The organism is Enterobacter kobei, from assembly GCF_001729765.1.
Classification (GTDB): domain Bacteria; phylum Pseudomonadota; class Gammaproteobacteria; order Enterobacterales; family Enterobacteriaceae; genus Enterobacter; species Enterobacter kobei.
Map to the genome: position 1 here is coordinate 3,843,417 of NZ_CP017181.1, position 17,990 is coordinate 3,861,406.

The 17,990-nt window shown below is 55.2% G+C and carries 18 protein-coding genes; 7 read left to right on the forward strand and 11 right to left on the reverse strand.

Annotation, left to right across the window (positions count from 1 at the left end; translation table 11 throughout):
- Positions 1–11: 11 nt before the first annotated feature.
- The 6 genes from BFV64_RS18620 to syd all read right to left on the reverse strand — a co-directional run bounded on the left by BFV64_RS18620 (position 12) and on the right by syd (position 5,754).
- Entirely contained in the window at positions 12–1,352 is a 1,341-nt protein-coding gene (locus BFV64_RS18620; protein ID WP_045134129.1) for an enolase C-terminal domain-like protein, read from the reverse strand.
- A complete protein-coding gene (locus BFV64_RS18625; RefSeq protein WP_069602344.1) occupies positions 1,352–2,707 on the reverse strand; it encodes an MFS transporter in 1,356 nt (451 codons plus the stop codon). The genes BFV64_RS18620 and BFV64_RS18625 overlap by 1 nt, the downstream gene beginning before the upstream one ends.
- 294 nt (positions 2,708–3,001) lie before the next feature.
- A complete protein-coding gene (locus tag BFV64_RS18630) occupies positions 3,002–3,451 on the reverse strand; it encodes a flavodoxin (protein ID WP_023337703.1) in 450 nt (149 codons plus the stop codon).
- A gap of 23 nt (positions 3,452–3,474) precedes the next feature.
- Positions 3,475–4,251 carry a tRNA pseudouridine(65) synthase TruC gene (gene truC, locus BFV64_RS18635; RefSeq protein WP_014885056.1) on the reverse strand — a complete coding sequence of 259 codons (777 nt, stop codon included), beginning with the start codon at positions 4,249–4,251 and terminating at the stop codon, positions 3,475–3,477.
- Positions 4,248–4,577, reverse strand: a complete 330-nt coding sequence (locus tag BFV64_RS18640; protein ID WP_014885057.1) for a YqcC family protein — start codon at positions 4,575–4,577, stop codon at positions 4,248–4,250. The genes truC and BFV64_RS18640 overlap by 4 nt, the downstream gene beginning before the upstream one ends.
- Positions 4,578–5,208: 631 nt before the next feature.
- Entirely contained in the window at positions 5,209–5,754 is a 546-nt protein-coding gene (gene syd, locus BFV64_RS18645) for a SecY-interacting protein (RefSeq protein ID WP_045134128.1), read from the reverse strand.
- 69 nt (positions 5,755–5,823) lie between these two features.
- On the opposite strand from syd, the gene queF reads away from it, so the two are divergent.
- The 5 genes from queF (at position 5,824) to xni (ending at position 12,257) form a co-directional block, all read left to right on the forward strand.
- Positions 5,824–6,666, forward strand: a complete 843-nt coding sequence (gene queF / locus BFV64_RS18650) for an NADPH-dependent 7-cyano-7-deazaguanine reductase QueF (protein WP_014885059.1) — start codon at positions 5,824–5,826, stop codon at positions 6,664–6,666.
- Positions 6,667–6,781: 115 nt separating this feature from the next.
- Positions 6,782–8,146, forward strand: a complete 1,365-nt coding sequence (gene ppnN, locus BFV64_RS18655) for a nucleotide 5'-monophosphate nucleosidase PpnN (protein WP_014885060.1) — start codon at positions 6,782–6,784, stop codon at positions 8,144–8,146.
- 514 nt (positions 8,147–8,660) lie between these two features.
- Positions 8,661–9,956: an HAAAP family serine/threonine permease gene (locus BFV64_RS18660; protein ID WP_014885061.1), complete on the forward strand. Its 1,296-nt coding sequence runs from the start codon at positions 8,661–8,663 to the stop codon at positions 9,954–9,956.
- A 65-nt stretch (positions 9,957–10,021) separates the two neighbouring features.
- The gene (sdaB, locus tag BFV64_RS18665) at positions 10,022–11,389 is read left to right on the forward strand and encodes an L-serine ammonia-lyase II (RefSeq protein WP_014885062.1); all 1,368 of its coding nucleotides are present in this window, start codon (positions 10,022–10,024) and stop codon (positions 11,387–11,389) included.
- Positions 11,390–11,501: 112 nt separating this feature from the next.
- Positions 11,502–12,257: a flap endonuclease Xni gene (gene xni / locus BFV64_RS18670; RefSeq protein WP_023337708.1), complete on the forward strand. Its 756-nt coding sequence runs from the start codon at positions 11,502–11,504 to the stop codon at positions 12,255–12,257.
- A 60-nt stretch (positions 12,258–12,317) separates the two neighbouring features.
- On the opposite strand, the gene rlmM is transcribed toward xni, so the two are convergent.
- The 4 genes from rlmM to BFV64_RS18690 form a co-directional block, all read right to left on the reverse strand.
- Positions 12,318–13,418: a 23S rRNA (cytidine(2498)-2'-O)-methyltransferase RlmM gene (gene rlmM / locus BFV64_RS18675; RefSeq protein ID WP_014885064.1), complete on the reverse strand. Its 1,101-nt coding sequence runs from the start codon at positions 13,416–13,418 to the stop codon at positions 12,318–12,320.
- On the reverse strand, positions 13,411–13,806 hold the full coding sequence (locus BFV64_RS18680; protein ID WP_014885065.1) for a DUF423 domain-containing protein: 396 nt from the start codon (positions 13,804–13,806) through the stop codon (positions 13,411–13,413). The genes rlmM and BFV64_RS18680 overlap by 8 nt, the downstream gene beginning before the upstream one ends.
- A gap of 39 nt (positions 13,807–13,845) precedes the next feature.
- Entirely contained in the window at positions 13,846–14,763 is a 918-nt protein-coding gene (gene gcvA / locus BFV64_RS18685) for a glycine cleavage system transcriptional regulator GcvA (RefSeq protein WP_014885066.1), read from the reverse strand.
- A gap of 349 nt (positions 14,764–15,112) precedes the next feature.
- Complete coding sequence (locus BFV64_RS18690; protein WP_008499648.1) at positions 15,113–15,340, reverse strand: YgdI/YgdR family lipoprotein; 228 nt, start codon at positions 15,338–15,340, stop codon at positions 15,113–15,115.
- Positions 15,341–15,532: 192 nt separating this feature from the next.
- On the opposite strand from BFV64_RS18690, the gene csdA reads away from it, so the two are divergent.
- Positions 15,533–16,738, forward strand: a complete 1,206-nt coding sequence (gene csdA / locus BFV64_RS18695) for a cysteine desulfurase CsdA (protein ID WP_045134125.1) — start codon at positions 15,533–15,535, stop codon at positions 16,736–16,738.
- Positions 16,738–17,184: a cysteine desulfurase sulfur acceptor subunit CsdE gene (gene csdE / locus BFV64_RS18700; RefSeq protein WP_014885068.1), complete on the forward strand. Its 447-nt coding sequence runs from the start codon at positions 16,738–16,740 to the stop codon at positions 17,182–17,184. Before csdA ends, csdE begins: the two co-directional genes overlap by 1 nt.
- On the opposite strand, the gene tcdA is transcribed toward csdE, so the two are convergent.
- The gene (tcdA, locus tag BFV64_RS18705; RefSeq protein ID WP_014885069.1) at positions 17,175–17,981 is read right to left on the reverse strand and encodes a tRNA cyclic N6-threonylcarbamoyladenosine(37) synthase TcdA; all 807 of its coding nucleotides are present in this window, start codon (positions 17,979–17,981) and stop codon (positions 17,175–17,177) included. The two genes, csdE and tcdA, sit on opposite strands and share 10 nt — an antisense overlap.
- Positions 17,982–17,990: the final 9 nt, after the last annotated feature.

Sequence of the window (17,990 nt, forward strand, 5' to 3'; positions counted from 1 at the left end):
TAATCCTTTTATCAGTGACGTCCAAAAACAGGGCGCTTACGGTCAAATGTCCAGCCGGGAATAAGGTATTGCATCGGGCCTGCGTCATTACGCGCACCGCCCGGTAGCTTTTTATACGCCTCATGGGCTTTGTGGACACGGTCCCAGTCAAGTTCCACGCCCAGGCCCGGCGAATCGGGAACGGCAATCTTGCCATTTTTGATTTCCAGCGGATTTTTCGTCAGGCGGGCTTCGCCTTCCTGCCAAATCCAGTGGGTGTCGATAGCGGTCGGATTTCCCGGTGCCGCGGCGCCAACGTGGGTGAACATCGCCAGCGAAATGTCGAAGTGATTGTTGGAGTGGCAGCCCCAGGTCAGTCCCCAGTCATCGCACAGCTGCGCCACACGCACCGCGCCGGAGAGAGTCCAGAAGTGCGGGTCCGCCAGCGGAATATCGACAGCGTTCAGCATCACCGCATGCCCCATTTCGCGCCAGTTAGTGGCAATCATATTGGTGGCGACCGGTAAGCCGGTGGCACGGCGGAATTCGGCCATGACTTCACGGCCAGAGAAGCCCTGCTCCGCGCCACACGGGTCTTCTGCGTAGGTCAGCACGTCTCCCAGACCTTTGCACAGGCTGATGGCTTCCTCCAGCAGCCAGGCGCCGTTAGGGTCAACGGTGATACGCGCCTCCGGGAAACGTTTTTTCAACGCCCGGGCGGTTTCAATCTCCTGCTCACCGGGCAGCACGCCACCCTTGAGCTTGAAATCTTTGAAGCCGTAGCGATCCTGAGCCGCCTCGGCCAGGCGGACCACCGCGTCGCGGGTAAGGGCTTGCTGGTGGCGCAGCTTATACCAGTCGTGGTTACCCGGTGATTGCGCCAGATAGGGGAGATCGGTTTTCGTGCGATCGCCCACGTAGAACAGATAGCCCAGCACGGTGACGGCATCACGCTGTTTGCCCGGCCCCAGCAGCTCGCAGACCGGGACATTCAGCGCCTTACCCAGTAAATCAAGCAGGGCGGCCTCCAGCGCGGCCACCGCGTTGACGCGCAGCTCAAACGTCCAGGCTCCTTTACCGAAGGTATCAAAATCTGCCGACTGATTGCCCTTATGCACCCGTTGAACCACCTTGTTCAGGCGGGCAACCTCCTGGCCCACCACCTGCGGAATGGCATCGACCAGGGTCTGGTAGATCACCTCCCCACCAGGTGCCTCACCCACGCCAGTATTTCCTGCGCTATCAGTCAACACCACGATATTGCGGGTAAACCACGCATTGTGCGCGCCGCCAATATTGAGCAGCATGCTGTCCTGCCCGGCCACGGGAATAACGTTCATTTCAGTCACGATGGGGCTTGATTGCGTTGTCATCAGCCACGCTCCACTACGGGTTTGAGTTCAATACGTTTGATATCCCCCACCAGCACCAGGTAACTCAGGACTGCCACCAGCGCATGCACGCCGACGTAGATCAGTGCACCGTTGAATGACCTCGTCGTACCAACGATGTAGCCAATCGCGATTGGCGTAACAATCCCGGAAATGTTGCCGAACATATTGAAAAGACCGCCGCTCAGGCCGCTGATCTCTTTTGGCGCGGTATCCGCCATCACCGCCCAGCCCAGCGCGCCAATGCCTTTGCCGAAGAAGGCCATCGCCATAAAGCCGATAACCATCCACTCGGCGCTGACGTAGTTGCAGAACACCATAGTCATGGAGAGCAGCATGCCGAGCACAATCGGCGTTTTACGCGCGATGTTCAGCGATCCGGTGCGGCGCATCAGCCAGTCGGATATCACCCCGCCGAGCACGCCACCGATAAAGCCGCAGATCGCCGGGATCGAAGCAACAAATCCCGCTTTCAGGATCGACATACCTCGCGCCTGCACCAGGTACACCGGGAACCAGGTGATGAAAAAGTAGGTTAGCGCGTTGATACAGTACTGGCCCAGATAGATGCCGATCATCATCCGCGTACCGACAAGCTGTTTGATCTGCGCCCATTTCTGGCTGAACGGGACTTTTACTTTCCCGGACTTCTGATCCATGTTGATCAGCGCACCACCTTCCGCAATGTACTCCAGCTCTTTCTTGTTTACGCCAGGATGCTGATTCGGTTCGTGGATCACTTTCAGCCAGACGAAGCTAATGATGATCCCTAGCCCGCCCATAAAGAAGAAGACGTGCGACCAGCCCACTTCGTGCGTCAGCCAGCCCATAATGGGTGCGAAGATCACCGTGGCGAAATATTGGGCGGAGTTAAAAATCGCCACCGCCGTTCCCCTCTCCTGCGCCGGGAACCAGGCCGCGACAATACGACTGTTTCCCGGGAAGGAAGGCGCTTCTGCCAGGCCTACCAGGAAGCGCAGCGTAAAGAGCGCGACGATAATGCCAAAACCGTTGAAAACATCGACAAAGCCCTGCAAAAGGGTAAATGCAGACCAGATAAAGATGGACCAGAAATAGACACGTTTAGAGCCAAAACGGTCCAGAAGCCAGCCGCCTGGAATTTGCCCGATGACGTAGGCCCATGAGAATGCGGAGAAAACGTAACCCATGCCCACCGGATCAAGGCCGATATCTTTTGCCATTTCAGAGCCGGCAATCGACAGCGTGGCGCGGTCACCATAGTTAAAGGATGTGACGATAAACAGCATCACCACTATCCAGTAGCGGGCATTAGTGCGCTTCTCAGCGCTGCTCGCTGCGTGGCTTAATGTACTCATTGTTGCACTCCTGAAACATAGCTTTCGCCTGGTTCATTCTGTACAGCACCGGTAGGGTAATCAGAATGAGATGTGTTTTGTCGTTTTGGTACGGCCTGAAGCCGTTTTATAAGTGACCGGAAAAGTATATGAAGGAGTGACACGTTCTCTCACCGTGCAAAAACACAGTATTAAAGGGTGTGCGAGCGGTTGTTTATGGCATAAGCCCAGGCAAGTGGAAGGTGGTTCACGGAATTGAGGTTTGGTGCGGGGTGTATTGCCGGGTGGCGGCTTCGCCTGACCCGGCCTGGAAAACTATTTCAGGAGCGTAGCCCACTGCTCGACCCACGGGTTCGATTCGCTTTCCGGTTCAGGATGCTCACCGGCATCAATCAGCAGCATCTCGCCGACGCGCTGGGCGCTCTGTTCCTGCAGGAGCGCATCAAACTGCTTGCCGCCGCCGCAGAAGTTTGCGTAAGAGCTATCGCCCAGGGCAATGATGCCGTAGTGAACGTCCGGCTGATAGCCAAGCTGGTCTTTAATGCCCTGGAAAAGTGGCACGATGCTGTCCGGCAGATCGCCCTGCCCGGTAGTGGACGTCACCACCAGAATGTATTTATCTTTGTACTTTTCCCAGTCTGCCAGTTCCGGGTCTTCATAGACCGTGGCTTTATGGCCCTGGCTTGCCAGAATCGCCTCAGCCTCTTCCGCTACCAGCAGTGAGTTGCCGTACATAGTGCCGACAAAAATGCCTACTTCAGCCATGATATTTTTCCCTATGAATGCGTTTACTGTTCATCCTGAACGTTGACAGATACAAACTCAACCCTTTCATTTTCGGGGAGTTGCCCCAGCCAGCCAAACTGTGACAGCGCCTGCATCCAGACATCGTCCAGCCCTGCACGGATATTCAGCGGTTCGCCGGTAAACGGGTGGGTCAGGCTAAGCTCGCTGGCGTGTAACATCAGTCGGTTACAGCCAAAATGCTCGGCCGCGCTGCGATTCTGGCGCAGATCGCCGTGCTTGCTGTCGCCAATAATCGGGTGGCGCAGGTGCGCAAGATGGCGTCGCAGCTGGTGTTTACGCCCGGTTTTGGGCAAAAGCTCAACCAGGCTGTAGCGCGTAGTGGGGAATTTGCTGGTTGCCACCGGCATTTCTGTGGTCGCCATGCCGCGATAATCCGTCACGGCAGGCTGCGGGCCTTTGTCATCGCGGGCAAATTTATCGGCGATTTTATCCAGCTCCTCTACCAGCGGATAGTCGAGCGTGGCGGCGTCCGTCAGCCAGCCGCGCACGATCGCGTGGTAGCGTTTCTGGATCTGGTGCTGTTCGAACTGCTGAGACAGCAGACGTCCCGCCTCGCTGGAAAGCCCCATCAGCAGCACGCCGGAGGTCGGTCTGTCGAGACGATGGGCGGTAAAAACATGCTGACCAATCTGGTCGCGTACGGTCTGCATCACGACCACTTTCTCGTCGCGATCCAGCCAGCTGCGGTGCACCAGCCAGCCAGACGGTTTATTCACCGCCACCAGCCACTCGTCCTGATAGAGGATCTCAAGCGTCATGCATCTTCACCGGCAAACAGGGCATCCAGTTTTTCCAGCTCAACCAGCATGACCGCGCGCGCAGGGTGCGTCGCCTCAAGGGCCATTTCATAATAGGGAGAGACCGCAAACGCCTGCGGCAGCGGATGACCGCCTTCCAGCAGCGCGTGCATGCGCGGAATTAACACCCACTGGAGCCACTCGAACGGGGCCAGGGTATCCAGACAAAATGGCTGGGTGCTGGCGAACGCTTCCGGCTGCGGCGCGGTCTCTTGCCACAGCTGATGTTGGCGCAAAAGGGCTTCGATGGCGTGCAACTGAGCACGAATGCTATCGTGTTGCGTCATGGTAACCTCAACTGAAAAAGTGAACGGCGCGCAGCATAGCATTGCGGGAGGCAGAAATAAAAAAAGGGAGCACTGTAAAAACAGTGCTCCCGGTTCGTTCCGCAGCATTCCAGCTACAATTCGTGCTCCCTGCTCATCCGTGACAACTTTTCCTGATGCCCGAAGGGCTGGTCATCCGTCTACCTTTCGCATCCTGCACACATCTTCCTGACGTGCTTGTTTCATCCTGAAACGTCCTGGCCTTCCTGACCCACCGACCGTCCTGTTCGGCTCTCGTTCTCCTTCCTGGAGGTGTCCCTTACGCGTCCTGCGTTATCCCTTTGCTTCATCCTGAAGCCTTCCTGCAGCGTCATCCTGACGTGTCCTGAGTAAGAAACGCCATCATCCTGATGTTCGTTTCTCGTGTCGGCGTCCTGTCGACAGAGATAGAATCCGCTATTCCGCTTCGTCTTACAACCCACCAGGGGAGCGTTGTAAGACGTAAGAAAGCCCTATAAAAGCTGCGATAAACAGCTAATCCATTGAAAAACAGCGTGATATTAATCTTAATTAAATGAGGTAATACTGAATGTTCCAGCGATCTCTCACAAACCTTGTAAGAGATCTCTCACACGCGCTGTAGCATTATGGATTACAGAAGAGGCTCAAGTCGGGTAAGGAAATCCGCAAGTGAAGGGGCGAGGGTCTCGCGATTGCGGGTGCCGATGGTCTCTTTAATCACTTCGCCAGACAGGTTACAGACGGAAATCACATCCAGGTCACTGTCGAGCGTAGCAATAAAGAGCGTCGGAGAAAGCTTAAGGCGTTTTTGCGTGACCAGATGACCAATCAGGTTTTCCTGAACACGCTGCAGATCGTCTTCGTTCCAGGTCTGCAACAGCGTCAGCGTCAAATCACCCAAGCGAGCGGGCATATCCCCTGCAAATTGCGTGACGTAAAACGCGTGAACCGCTGGTTGTACCACAATGTCCATAGCCCGTTCAACCGCATTTACATTTTGCCCGGCGGTACTCGGCTTCGGCTGCCAGATAACATAATCATCCTGAGAAGAGATAATGCACGGTGACGGTACGCCATATAATTCAGCACTTTGCGGCCACGTTCCATGCTTTTCATGCCACGCATCGCAATAGCGGGTCGTGAAGGTAGTAAGGGCATTTGCAGTTTCGATGTCCACCGATTTCTCTCTTCTTGTAAGACAGGATAAACTCAGCCCATAAGTGTACCTGTAAAGTGGCTATGAAACATGTCTTACGAAAATCATCAGGCGTTAACCGGCTTAACGCTGGGTAAATCGACCGATTACCGCGATACCTACGATGCAAGCCTGCTGCAGGGTGTGCCGCGCAGCCTGAACCGCGATCCTCTGGGATTGCACGCGGACGCACTACCGTTCGTGGGCGGCGATATCTGGACGCTGTATGAAATCTCCTGGCTCAACGCGCGCGGCCTGCCGCAGGTGGCGGTCGGACACGTTGAGCTGGATTACGCCAGCCAGAATCTGGTGGAATCCAAGAGCTTTAAGCTCTATCTCAACAGTTTCAACCAGACCAAATTTAATCACTGGGATGAGGTTCAGCAGACGCTGGAACGCGATTTAACCGCCTGTGCTCAGGGTCAGGTCAGCGTTTCGCTATATCGCCTGCACGAACTGGAAGGGCAGCCGATCGCCCACTTCAACGGAACCTGCATTGACGATCAGGATATCGAGGTGGAGAATTATGAATTCAGCGCCGATTACCTCGAAAACGCGGCGAGCGGCAAGGTGGTTGAAGAGACGCTGGTCAGCCATCTGCTGAAATCCAACTGTCTGATTACCCACCAGCCGGACTGGGGTTCGGTACAGATCCAGTATCGCGGCCCGAAAATCGATCGCGAAAAGCTGCTGCGCTATCTGGTGTCGTTCCGCCATCACAACGAATTCCACGAGCAGTGCGTGGAGCGTATTTTTAGTGATATCCAGCGTTTCTGCCAGCCAGAGAAGTTGAGCGTTTACGCGCGCTATACCCGACGTGGTGGGCTGGACATTAACCCGTGGCGCACCAACACTGATTTTGTGCCAGCGACGGGTCGCCTGGTACGTCAATAATATAAATTTTTTCACAATATGCGGGCGGTATTCCGCCCGAAGTGTTGTGAAACCTCACACGCCAGGGCTATTGTAATCAAAGGGAATGACGATAATCGTCCCATAAGGAGCTCACTTGATTACACATATTAGCCCGCTTGGCTCAATGGATATGTTGTCGCAGCTGGAAGTGGACATGCTTAAACGCACGGCCAGCAGCGATTTGTATCAATTGTTTCGTAACTGTTCACTTGCCGTACTGAACTCCGGAAGCCTGACAGATAACAGTAAAGAACTGCTGTCCCGCTTCGAAAGCTTTGATATCAACGTGCTGCGCCGCGAGCGCGGCGTGAAACTGGAAGTGATCAACCCGCCAGAAGAGGCCTTTGTTGACGGGCGTATCATTCGTTCCCTTCAGGCCAACCTGTTTGCCGTACTGCGTGACATCCTGTTTGTTAACGGGCAGATCCACAACGCAGGCCGTTTCCAGCATCTCGATCTGGAAAGCTCGGTCCATATTACCAACCTGGTATTCTCTATTCTGCGCAACGCACGTGCCCTGCACGTTGGCGAAGCCCCGAACATGGTGGTCTGCTGGGGCGGTCACTCGATTAACGAAACCGAATATCTCTATGCCCGCCGGGTAGGAACGCAGCTTGGCCTGCGTGAGCTGAATATCTGTACCGGCTGTGGTCCTGGGGCAATGGAAGCGCCAATGAAAGGTGCCGCGGTGGGTCATGCGCAGCAGCGTTACAAAGAGGGTCGGTTTATCGGCATGACCGAGCCGTCAATCATTGCCGCTGAGCCGCCTAACCCACTGGTGAACGAGCTGATTATCATGCCGGATATCGAGAAACGCCTGGAGGCGTTTGTCCGTATCGCGCACGGTATTATCATCTTCCCGGGCGGCGTGGGCACGGCGGAAGAGCTGCTCTATCTGCTGGGTATTCTGATGAACCCGGCCAACAAAGATCAGGTTCTGCCGCTGATCCTGACCGGGCCAAAAGAGAGCGCAGACTACTTCCGCGTGCTGGACGAGTTTATCGTGCATACGCTGGGAGAAACCGCGCGTCGTCACTACCGCATCATCATCGATGACGCGGCGGAAGTGGCGCGTCAGATGAAAAAAGCGATGCCGCTGGTGAAAGAGAATCGTCGTGATACCGGCGATGCTTACAGCTTCAACTGGTCAATTCGTATTGCGCCCGATCTGCAGATCCCGTTTGAGCCTACCCATGAAAATATGGCGAACCTCAAACTCTACCCGGACCAGCCGGTGGAAGTGCTGGCTGCCGATCTGCGTCGCGCCTTCTCCGGGATTGTCGCGGGGAACGTGAAAGAGATGGGCATTCGCGCGATTGAGCAGTATGGTCCGTACAAGATCCACGGTGACCGGGAGATGATGCGTCGCATGGATGACATGCTTCAGGGCTTTGTGGCCCAACACCGTATGAAGTTGCCGGGCTCAGCCTATATTCCGTGCTACGAAATCTGCACGTAACGGTTGGTCTGTTGTCGTTAAAGCCGGGACGCCCTGTTGTGCGTCCCGGCTTTTTTATTACCGAATCAATTCATAGATATCACTTATGTCTTTAACAAACTCGCCGCAAACGCAAACGATTACCTCGCATTAGCAACCGCAAATTATCAGCCTTAATCTAAATTACCCGCCAGAAAATCCTAAAAAGCCATTTCTTTACAGCAAAAGACACCTATCTCGCGGGCCGCCCTTTTAGCTTACATGTCGTTGGTGATAGCCTGCGCGCGCGTAAATTCTCTTTGATGTTTTTTTAACAGATAAATGGTCTAAAGATGCCCACTTCATAAGTGGATTATTGCATTTGGGATCAGGATCACTGATAGATTCATAACGAGAATGTATCTTTCCGCCCGCCAATAGTTACGGGCGAAAATTATTAAAAAACCGTCACTGAACGAATTTCATATTACCGTCAGGCACTTTTTCATCGGATTTGACTAGAAACCTGACAATTTGCTTCCTCCAGGAGATATAGATGGAAACCACTCAAACCAGCACCGTTGCTTCGATTGAATCCCGAAGTGGTTGGCGCAAAACGGATACCATGTGGATGCTTGGCCTTTACGGCACAGCAATCGGCGCTGGTGTACTGTTTCTTCCTATCAACGCAGGCGTCGGCGGTCTGATTCCGCTGATCATCATGGCCATCATCGCCTTCCCGATGACCTACTTCGCACACCGCGGTCTGACCCGCTTCGTGCTGTCCGGTAAAAACCCGGGCGAAGACATCACTGAAGTTGTTGAAGAACACTTCGGCGTGGGTGCAGGTAAACTGATTACCCTGCTCTACTTCTTCGCGATTTATCCCATCCTGCTGGTTTACAGCGTGGCCATCACCAACACCGTTGAAAGCTTCATGTTGCACCAGCTGCACATGACGCCACCACCGCGTGCCATCCTGTCTCTGATCCTGATTGTCGGCATGATGACCATCGTGCGCTTCGGTGAGCAGATGATTGTGAAAGCCATGAGCGTGCTGGTATTCCCGTTTGTCGCTGCACTGATGCTGCTGGCCTGCTACCTGATCCCACAGTGGAACGGTGCCGCACTGGAAACGCTGTCCCTGAGCAGCGCGTCTGCAACCGGTAACGGCCTGCTGATGACCCTGTGGCTGGCAATCCCGGTCATGGTCTTCTCCTTCAACCACTCCCCGATCATCTCCTCTTTCGCGGTGGCGAAACGTGAAGAGTACGGTAATGGCGCTGAGAAGAAGTGCTCCAGCATCCTGGCTCGCGCTCACATCATGATGGTGCTGACCGTGATGTTCTTCGTCTTCAGCTGCGTACTGAGCCTCTCCCCGGCAGACCTGGCGGCAGCGAAAGATCAGAACATCTCTATTCTGTCTTACCTGGCGAACCACTTTAACGCACCGCTGATTGCGTGGATGGCACCGATCATCGCGATGATCGCCATCACCAAATCCTTCCTGGGCCACTACCTGGGCGCACGCGAAGGCTTCAACGGTATGGTGATTAAATCTCTGCGTGGTAAAGGCAAGAGCATTGAAATCAGCAAGCTGAATAAAATCACTGCGCTGTTCATGCTGCTCACCACCTGGGCGGTAGCGACCCTGAACCCAAGCATCCTGGGTATGATTGAAACGCTGGGTGGTCCGGTCATCGCGATGATTCTGTTCCTGATGCCGATGTATGCGATTCAGAAAGTGCCAGCTATGCGTAAGTACAGCGGCCATGTGAGTAATGTCTTCGTGGTTATCATGGGTCTTATCGCTATCTCTGCGATCTTCTACTCCCTGTACACCATGTTCTGATTGTCACCCGCGCCGTCTTCGGACGGCGCACTCCTCCCTCTCTGACTGAAAGCAATGGACGCATCATGATTAGCGTATTCGATATCTTCAAAATCGGTATTGGTCCTTCCAGCTCTCACACCGTCGGACCAATGAAAGCCGGTAAGCAGTTCACGGACGACTTGATTGCACGCGGCATCTTGCATGACGTTACCCGCGTGGTTGTCGATGTTTACGGTTCCCTTTCTCTGACCGGGAAAGGCCACCATACCGATATCGCCATTATCATGGGCCTGGCGGGGAACCTGCCGGATACCGTTGATATTGATGCGATCCCTGGCTTCATCCAGGATGTGAACACCCACGGTCGTTTGCTGCTGGCGAACGGTGAGCATGAGGTTGAATTCCCGGTTGACCATTGCATGAATTTCCATGCGGACAACCTGTCGCTGCACGAAAACGGCATGCGCATTACCGCGTTAGCCGGCGACAAAGCGGTTTACAGCCAGACGTATTACTCTATCGGCGGCGGTTTTATCGTCGACGAAGACCACTTTGGTCAAACCAGTACCTCTTCTGTTGAAGTGCCGTATCCGTACAAAACGGCGGCGGATCTTCAGCGTCACTGCCAGGAGACGGGGCTTTCCCTCTCTGGTCTGATGATGAAAAACGAGCTGGCCCTTCATAGCAAAGAGGAACTTGAACAGCACTTCACCAGCGTCTGGGAAGTGATGCGCGGCGGTATTGAGCGCGGGATCACTACCGAAGGCGTTCTGCCTGGCAAGCTTCGCGTACCGCGTCGTGCGGCGGCGCTGCGCCGTATGCTGGTGAGCACCGACAAAACGACTACCGACCCCATGGCCGTCGTGGACTGGATTAACATGTTTGCCCTGGCGGTGAATGAAGAGAACGCCGCAGGGGGCCGCGTGGTCACCGCGCCGACCAACGGCGCATGCGGTATCGTTCCGGCCGTGCTGGCGTACTACGACAAGTTTATCCGTGAGGTCAACGCCAACTCTCTGGCGCGCTACCTGCTGGTCGCCAGCGCGATTGGTTCTCTGTATAAGATGAACGCGTCGATTTCCGGTGCGGAAGTGGGCTGCCAGGGTGAAGTCGGCGTGGCCTGCTCCATGGCAGCGGCGGGTCTGGCTGAACTGTTGGGCGCGAGCCCGGCTCAGGTGTGCATTGCGGCGGAAATCGGCATGGAGCATAACCTGGGTCTGACCTGTGACCCGGTTGCCGGGCAGGTACAGGTACCGTGCATCGAGCGTAACGCGATCGCCTCCGTGAAGGCGGTGAACGCGGCACGTATGGCCCTGCGCCGCACCAGCGAACCGCGCGTCTGTCTCGATAAAGTTATCGAAACCATGTACGAAACCGGCAAAGATATGAACGCCAAATACCGCGAAACCTCTCGCGGCGGCCTGGCGATGAAGATCGTGACCTGCGATTAAGCCTCTCAGGAAGCCTCGTTTTGCGAGGCTTCTTCCTGTTTTCCCTCACGCTATTCGTCTCAACCCGCTGACAGTGATACCCTTTACCCATTAGCTTTAAGGGAGATTATCTGTGGCTGTTCATTTACTTATCGTCGACGCGCTCAACCTGATTCGCCGTATCCATGCGGTACAGGGCACGCCCTGTAAGGACACTTGCCTGCACGCGCTGGAGCAGCTTATTCGCCATAGCGAACCTACCCATGCAGTGGCGGTGTTTGATGACGAAGCGCGGAACAGCGGCTGGCGACACCAGCGTCTCCCTGACTACAAGGCCGGACGCGCGCCGATGCCGGACGACCTGCATGCCGAAATGCCCGTTATTCGCGCGGCCTTTGAACAACGCGGCGTTCCCTGCTGGGGCGCGCACGGCAACGAAGCGGACGATCTGGCCGCGACGCTTGCGGTCAAGGTAGCGAGTGCCGGACATCAGGCCACTATCGTTTCAACGGATAAAGGCTACTGCCAGCTTCTCTCTCCCACCATCCGCATCCGCGATTACTTCCAGAAACGCTGGCTGGACGCGCCATTTATTGCCAGCGAGTTTGGCGTCTCACCAGATCAACTGCCTGACTACTGGGGACTGGCGGGGATTAGCAGCTCGAAGGTACCGGGGGTCGCGGGTATCGGGCCGAAGAGCGCCGCCCAGCTGCTGACAGATTTTCAGAGTCTGGAGGGGATATACGCCAGGCTGGATGACGTGCCGGAAAAATGGCGCAAAAAGCTGGAGGCGCACAAAGAGATGGCGTTTATATGTCGGGATGTGGCGACGTTACAGACGGATTTACAGCTGGACGGGAATTTGCAGCAGTTGCGGTTAGAGCGTTAAACGGTTCACGGTTTTGTTGGCCCGGCAAGCACAGCGCCACCGGGCAAAACAAAGCGCGCGCTATCGCTCGTCGCGACGCCCGCCTACGGCCGCCCACCAGCGACGAATATGTACCGTCACCTCTTCGCGATCGTGATACAGCTGACGCGCCTGGATCTCCACGTTAATACCGTGCTCATCCAGTTGCGCCTGGATGTAGGCCAGGTTCTGAGAGACCTCCTCGTAGCGCTTTTTCATCGGCAGCTTAAGGTTGAAAATGGTCTCGCGGCACCAGCCGTTCACCAGCCAGGAGGCCATCAGCGCGGCCACTTTTGCTGGCTTCTCAACCATGTCGCACACCATCCAGGAGATGTTGTTACGGGTCGGACGATAGCGGAAACCGTCTTCACGCAGCCAGGTTACCTGCCCGGTGTCCATCAGGCTTTGCGCCATTGGGCCGTTATCAACAGACGATACCCACATATTGCGTTTCACCAGCTGATAGGTCCAGCCGCCCGGGCACGCGCCAAGATCGACGGCATACATACCGTTAGCCAGACGCTCGTCCCACTCATCGGCCGGGATAAAGACGTGGAAGGCCTCTTCCAGCTTCAGGGTTGAGCGGCTCGGTGCATCCGACGGGAACTTCAGACGCGGGATCCCCATATAGAATGGCGAATTATTGTTGGTATACGAATAGCCGGCATAACAGCAGCCCGGAGCGATAAAGAAGATGTGTACTACCGGACGCTTCGGCGTTTCGTAGTTCGTCAGCACGCCCGCATCACGCAGCGCCGCGCGCAGCGGCACGGTAAATTTGCGGCAGAACTTCATCAGCTCTTTACTTTCGTTAGTATCCGCCACTTCCACGCGCAGATCGCCGCCCTTCTCCACTACGCCCTGCAGCATGCCGACAATTGGCGTGATGCGGTCTTCCGGGGGAAGGTCTTTCAACAGCTCACCCGCCACAAACATCTGACGAGCGAAGATCAACGAACTAAACGGCAGTTCGCGCGCCAGCTTATCCGCATCTTCGGGCTGATAGCATTCAAAGACCACATAGCCCGCATTCTCTTTCACGCGGGCAAAGCCGAAGACGTCGCGCTTCGCCGCTTTATCGGTAATTTCCGCGGCGCACTCTTTCTCAAACCCCGGGCGACAATATAAAACAACTTTATTCATGAACAACGCCCTTGCGTTTCAGACGGATAGCTCCGATAAACATTAATACCCACCCCACCAGGAAGCTGACGCCGCCGACGGGTGTAACAAACGCCCAAAGGCGCAGATGTGAAAGTGCCAGACAGTAGAGGCTGCCGCTGAACAGCACAGTACCCAGCGCCAGAAAAACGCTGCTCCAGTAAAACCAGATGCTGATCCGACGCTGCATCGCCACCGCCAGTCCGAAAATAGCCAGCGTATGGAACGCCTGGTATTCAAGGCCGGTCTGGATCCAGCCCATCTCGACAGCACCCAACGACTTGCTCAATACATGTGCGCCAAAGGCGCCCAGTGCAACAAAAATAAAGCCACTCACCGCGGCAAAAATAAGCATGAATCGGCTGGTCATGTTTAAGTCCTGAATTAATGCGTGCCCGGCACACAAACGTTATTGTTCATACCTGAAGCGGAATTTCTCTTGCTCGCTTGCCGCCTTTGCCAGTATCCACTGCCGGAAGGCGGCTATTTTACCCAGTTCTGCCTGACTGTCATGACAAACCAGATAAAATGCATTTTTGCTGACCAGTACGTCATTAAACGGGCAAACCAGACGGCCTGCCTCAATTTCGGACTGCGCCATCACGTTGTTAGCCAACGCCACGCCCTGCCCGTGAATGGCAGCCTGTAGCACCATCGCACTGTGGCTAAAAATGGGCCCTTGCTGCACGTTTATATGACTTAGACCTAATTGACGGGTATACGTTTGCCAGTCGCGGCGAGAGGCATCATGTAAAAGCGTATGCTGCGCCAGGTCAGCGGGTGTCTTCAGCGCTTTGTCGCCCGTTAACAGCAGAGGCGAGCAGACCGGCAGCAGATATTCTGCGTATAATTTCTCGACACGCAAGCCCGGCCAGTTACCTCGACCGTAAAAAATGGCGACATCCACATCATCGGCCAGCTTGTCTTCCTGACGATCCACCGCCTGGATTCGAACGTCGATCCCCGGATAAGCTGAGTTAAAGCTTGAGAGTCTTGGCACCAGCCACTGAATGGCAAAACTGGGTAATAAACTGACAGTCAGGGCACCTTTTGCACTGCGGGCCTGCAGCTTGCGCGTGGCTTCCGTGAGCTGGGAAAAAATCTCTTTAATATCCTGAAAATAGCTCTGCCCTTCTTCAGTCAACAGCAATGAACGATTGCGTCGACGAAATAGCTTAAGGCCCAGGAAATCCTCCAGAGACTTGATTTGATGACTTACTGCGGCCTGTGTCACAAAAAGCTCATCTGCCGCACGGGTGAAGCTGAGGTGACGTGCTGCTGCATCAAAAACGCGTAATGCATTAAGGGGTGGCAATCGCTTTGACATGGTTATCTGGCTTAGATGTTAACTGAATTTAACAAATAGGAAACAACGTTTAACCTATTAGTTTTTTTTATCTGAGCCATTATAATTTGTCCGTTGAGGAACTACCAGCAAATACCTATAGTGGCGGCACTTCCTGAGCCGGAACGAAGAGCTTTTTTCGGAATGCGTGTTCTGAAGGGCTTTTGGCTTACGGTTGTGATGTTGTGTTGTTGTGTTTGCAATTGGTCTGCGATTCAGACCACGGTAGCAACGCTACCAATTTTTCACTTCCTGTACATTTACCCTGTCTGTCCATAGTGATTAATGTAGCACCGCCAACTTGCGGTGCTTTTTTTTCGCCTGCGATCGGTTAATGCTCGATCTCTTTCATCTCTTTCACGTCCGTGCGGTTGATCTGCTGCTTGTTCCCGTTCGCATCTTTATACGAAATCATCCCGGTATCGTTATCGGTTGTCGGTTTCCCTTCCGAAACGATGGAACGACCATCGTTGGTATGCATCACGTAGTTGTTACCAGAACAGGCGCTCAGGGCAAAAGTAAACGCACAGGCAGAAATGATTGCAGCTGTCTTATTCATGATTATTCTCCTTTAGCAATTAATGCTATTCAAACCTCGATTTATAACAGGCTAAAACATCCGCCTAACACTATTTAGCATAACCTGCTTTTACGAGGTCGCCAGGATAAGCAGACGAATCTGATAGATATCAACCTCCTTGCCCTGCCGCTGAAATTGCGCGACGATCGCGTTATTGATATGAGGAGTCCCATGAACGCTTTCAGTCCTGCGCAGTTTCGCGCACAGTTCCCGGCGCTGGCCGATGCCGGTGTTTACCTTGATAGCGCCGCCACCGCTTTGAAACCCCAGGCGGTGATTGACGCGACGCAGCAGTTCTACAGCCTGAGCGCCGGGAACGTGCATCGCAGTCAGTTTGCCGAAGCGCAGCGCTTAACCGCGCGCTACGAAGCCGCACGCGATCAGGTTGCACGCCTGATCAATGCTGAAAGCGGAAAAAGTATCGTCTGGACGCGCGGCACGACCGAAGCCATTAATATGGTGGCTCAGTGCTATGCCCGCCCACGGCTGCAGGCAGGAGATGAAATCATCGTCAGCGAGGCGGAACACCACGCTAACCTGGTGCCGTGGCTGATGGTGGCCGAGCAAACGGGGGCGCAGATTGTCAAACTTCCGTTGGGTGCAGACTTCCTGCCTGATGTGGCACGTTTGCCCGAGCTGATTACCCCACGCAGCCGCATCCTGGCGTTGGGGCAGATGTCCAACGTCACCGGTGGCTGCCCGGATCTGGCCCGCGCTATTGAGATTGCCCATGCCAGCGGTATGGTGGTGATGGTCGACGGGGCGCAGGGGGTAGTGCATTTCCCGGCTGATGTGCAGGCGCTTGATATCGACTTCTATGCCTTCTCCGGACATAAGCTCTACGGGCCAACCGGCATTGGCGCACTCTACGGCAAGCCGGAACGGCTGGCGCAAATGACGCCGTGGCTCGGGGGCGGCAAAATGATTACCGAGGTGACATTCGACGGCTTCAAAACGCAGGATGTACCTTATCGTCTGGAAGCCGGTACGCCAAACGTGGCGGGCGTGATTGGCTTAAGCGCTGCGCTGGAGTGGCTGACTGAAACAGACATTGTTCAGGCGGAGAGCTGGAGCCGCGGCCTGGCGACGCTGGCAGAAGAAGAACTTAAAAAACGCCCCGGTTTCCGCTCGTTCCGCGTACAAGACTCGAGCCTGCTCGCCTTTGATTTCGCAGGCGTTCATCATAGCGACATGGTGACGCTGCTGGCCGGGTACGGCATTGCCCTGCGGGCAGGACAGCACTGCGCCCAGCCGCTTCTGGCAGCGCTCGGCGTGAGCGGCACCCTGCGCGCCTCGTTTGCGCCGTATAATACTCAAAGCGATGTCGAGGCACTGATTAGCGCCGTTGACCGCGCCCTTGAAATACTGGTGGATTAATGACTCAAGCAGCGTTAGCCGGACATCCGTTCGGCACGGTCATCACAGAAGAGACCTTAAAACAGACCTTCGCTCCCCTCACGCAGTGGGAGGACAAATATCGTCAGCTGATCCTGCTGGGCAAGCAGCTCCCCACGCTTTCAGACGATCTTAAAGCGCAGGCGAAAGAGATCGCTGGCTGCGAGAACCGCGTCTGGCTCGGGTTTAGCGTATCCGGGGAGAAGCTTCACTTCTTCGGCGACAGCGAAGGCCGTATCGTGCGCGGGCTGCTGGCGGTTCTGTTAACCGCAGTGGAAGGGAAAAGCGCGGCAGAATTGTTAGCACATTCGCCGCTAATGTTCTTCGATGAGCTCGGGCTGCGCGCGCAGCTCAGCGCCTCACGCGGTCAGGGTCTGATCGCGCTCAGTGACGCGGTACTGGACGCAGCACGTCAGGCTCAGGCCTGACGTTCCGCCTTCGCCATCATCTTTTTCAGGGCGTGAGAAACCGCCACAAAGCCAAAGGAAGCGGTTACCATGGTGGCCGCCCCAAACCCTGAGGCGCAATCCATACGTTTGGGTCCTTCCGCCGTACTTTTCATTGCGCAGACCGACCCATCCGCCTGGGGATAGACCAGCGCTTCGGTTGAGAACACGCAGTCAACGCCCAGCTTGCCTTTGCTGTTCTTCACCACGTTAAAGTCGCTTTTCAGGCGTTCACGCAGCTTTGCCGCCAGCGGATCCTGAATGGTTTTCGCCAGGTCGGCGACCTGGATTTGCGTCGGATCGATTTGCCCGCCCGCGCCGCCCGTCGTGACCAGCGGCACCTTGTAGCGACGGCAGTAGGCGATCAGCGCCGCTTTGGGACGCACGCTGTCGATAGCGTCAATCACATAGCTGTATCCTTTACTCATGTACTCCGCGACGTTATCTGCCGTGACAAAGTCGTCGATCACCGTCACGCGACATTCCGGGTTAATGAGACGAATGCGTTCCGCCATCACTTCAGACTTCGCCAGGCCGACGTTATCACGAAGGGCATGGATTTGACGGTTGGTATTGGTGACGCAAACGTCATCCATATCAATCAGCGTGATTGCGCCAATACCGGTTCTCGCCAGCGCCTCTGCCGCCCACGACCCCACACCACCAATGCCCACGACGCAGACATGCGCATTCGCAAACAGCTGCAGGGCTTTTTCACCATAGAGACGTGCCGTGCCGCCAAAACGCTGACGCCAGGCATCGCTGATTACCACAGACATAAAACCTCA

What these genes read in the sequence shown, in the direction of transcription:
- BFV64_RS18620 (WP_045134129.1), bottom strand. Translation starts at nt 1,352, where the DNA reads ATGACAACGCAATCAAGCCCCATCGTGACTGAAATGAACGTTATTCCC.
- BFV64_RS18625 (WP_069602344.1), bottom strand. Translation starts at nt 2,707, where the DNA reads ATGAGTACATTAAGCCACGCAGCGAGCAGCGCTGAGAAGCGCACTAAT.
- BFV64_RS18630 (WP_023337703.1), bottom strand. Translation starts at nt 3,451, where the DNA reads ATGGCTGAAGTAGGCATTTTTGTCGGCACTATGTACGGCAACTCACTG.
- truC (WP_014885056.1), bottom strand. Translation starts at nt 4,251, where the DNA reads ATGACGCTTGAGATCCTCTATCAGGACGAGTGGCTGGTGGCGGTGAAT.
- BFV64_RS18640 (WP_014885057.1), bottom strand. Translation starts at nt 4,577, where the DNA reads ATGACGCAACACGATAGCATTCGTGCTCAGTTGCACGCCATCGAAGCC.
- queF (WP_014885059.1), top strand. Translation starts at nt 5,824, where the DNA reads ATGTCTTACGAAAATCATCAGGCGTTAACCGGCTTAACGCTGGGTAAA.
- BFV64_RS18660 (WP_014885061.1), top strand. Translation starts at nt 8,661, where the DNA reads ATGGAAACCACTCAAACCAGCACCGTTGCTTCGATTGAATCCCGAAGT.
- sdaB (WP_014885062.1), top strand. Translation starts at nt 10,022, where the DNA reads ATGATTAGCGTATTCGATATCTTCAAAATCGGTATTGGTCCTTCCAGC.
- rlmM (WP_014885064.1), bottom strand. Translation starts at nt 13,418, where the DNA reads ATGAATAAAGTTGTTTTATATTGTCGCCCGGGGTTTGAGAAAGAGTGC.
- BFV64_RS18680 (WP_014885065.1), bottom strand. Translation starts at nt 13,806, where the DNA reads ATGACCAGCCGATTCATGCTTATTTTTGCCGCGGTGAGTGGCTTTATT.
- gcvA (WP_014885066.1), bottom strand. Translation starts at nt 14,763, where the DNA reads ATGTCAAAGCGATTGCCACCCCTTAATGCATTACGCGTTTTTGATGCA.
- BFV64_RS18690 (WP_008499648.1), bottom strand. Translation starts at nt 15,340, where the DNA reads ATGAATAAGACAGCTGCAATCATTTCTGCCTGTGCGTTTACTTTTGCC.
- csdA (WP_045134125.1), top strand. Translation starts at nt 15,533, where the DNA reads ATGAACGCTTTCAGTCCTGCGCAGTTTCGCGCACAGTTCCCGGCGCTG.
- csdE (WP_014885068.1), top strand. Translation starts at nt 16,738, where the DNA reads ATGACTCAAGCAGCGTTAGCCGGACATCCGTTCGGCACGGTCATCACA.
- tcdA (WP_014885069.1), bottom strand. Translation starts at nt 17,981, where the DNA reads ATGTCTGTGGTAATCAGCGATGCCTGGCGTCAGCGTTTTGGCGGCACG.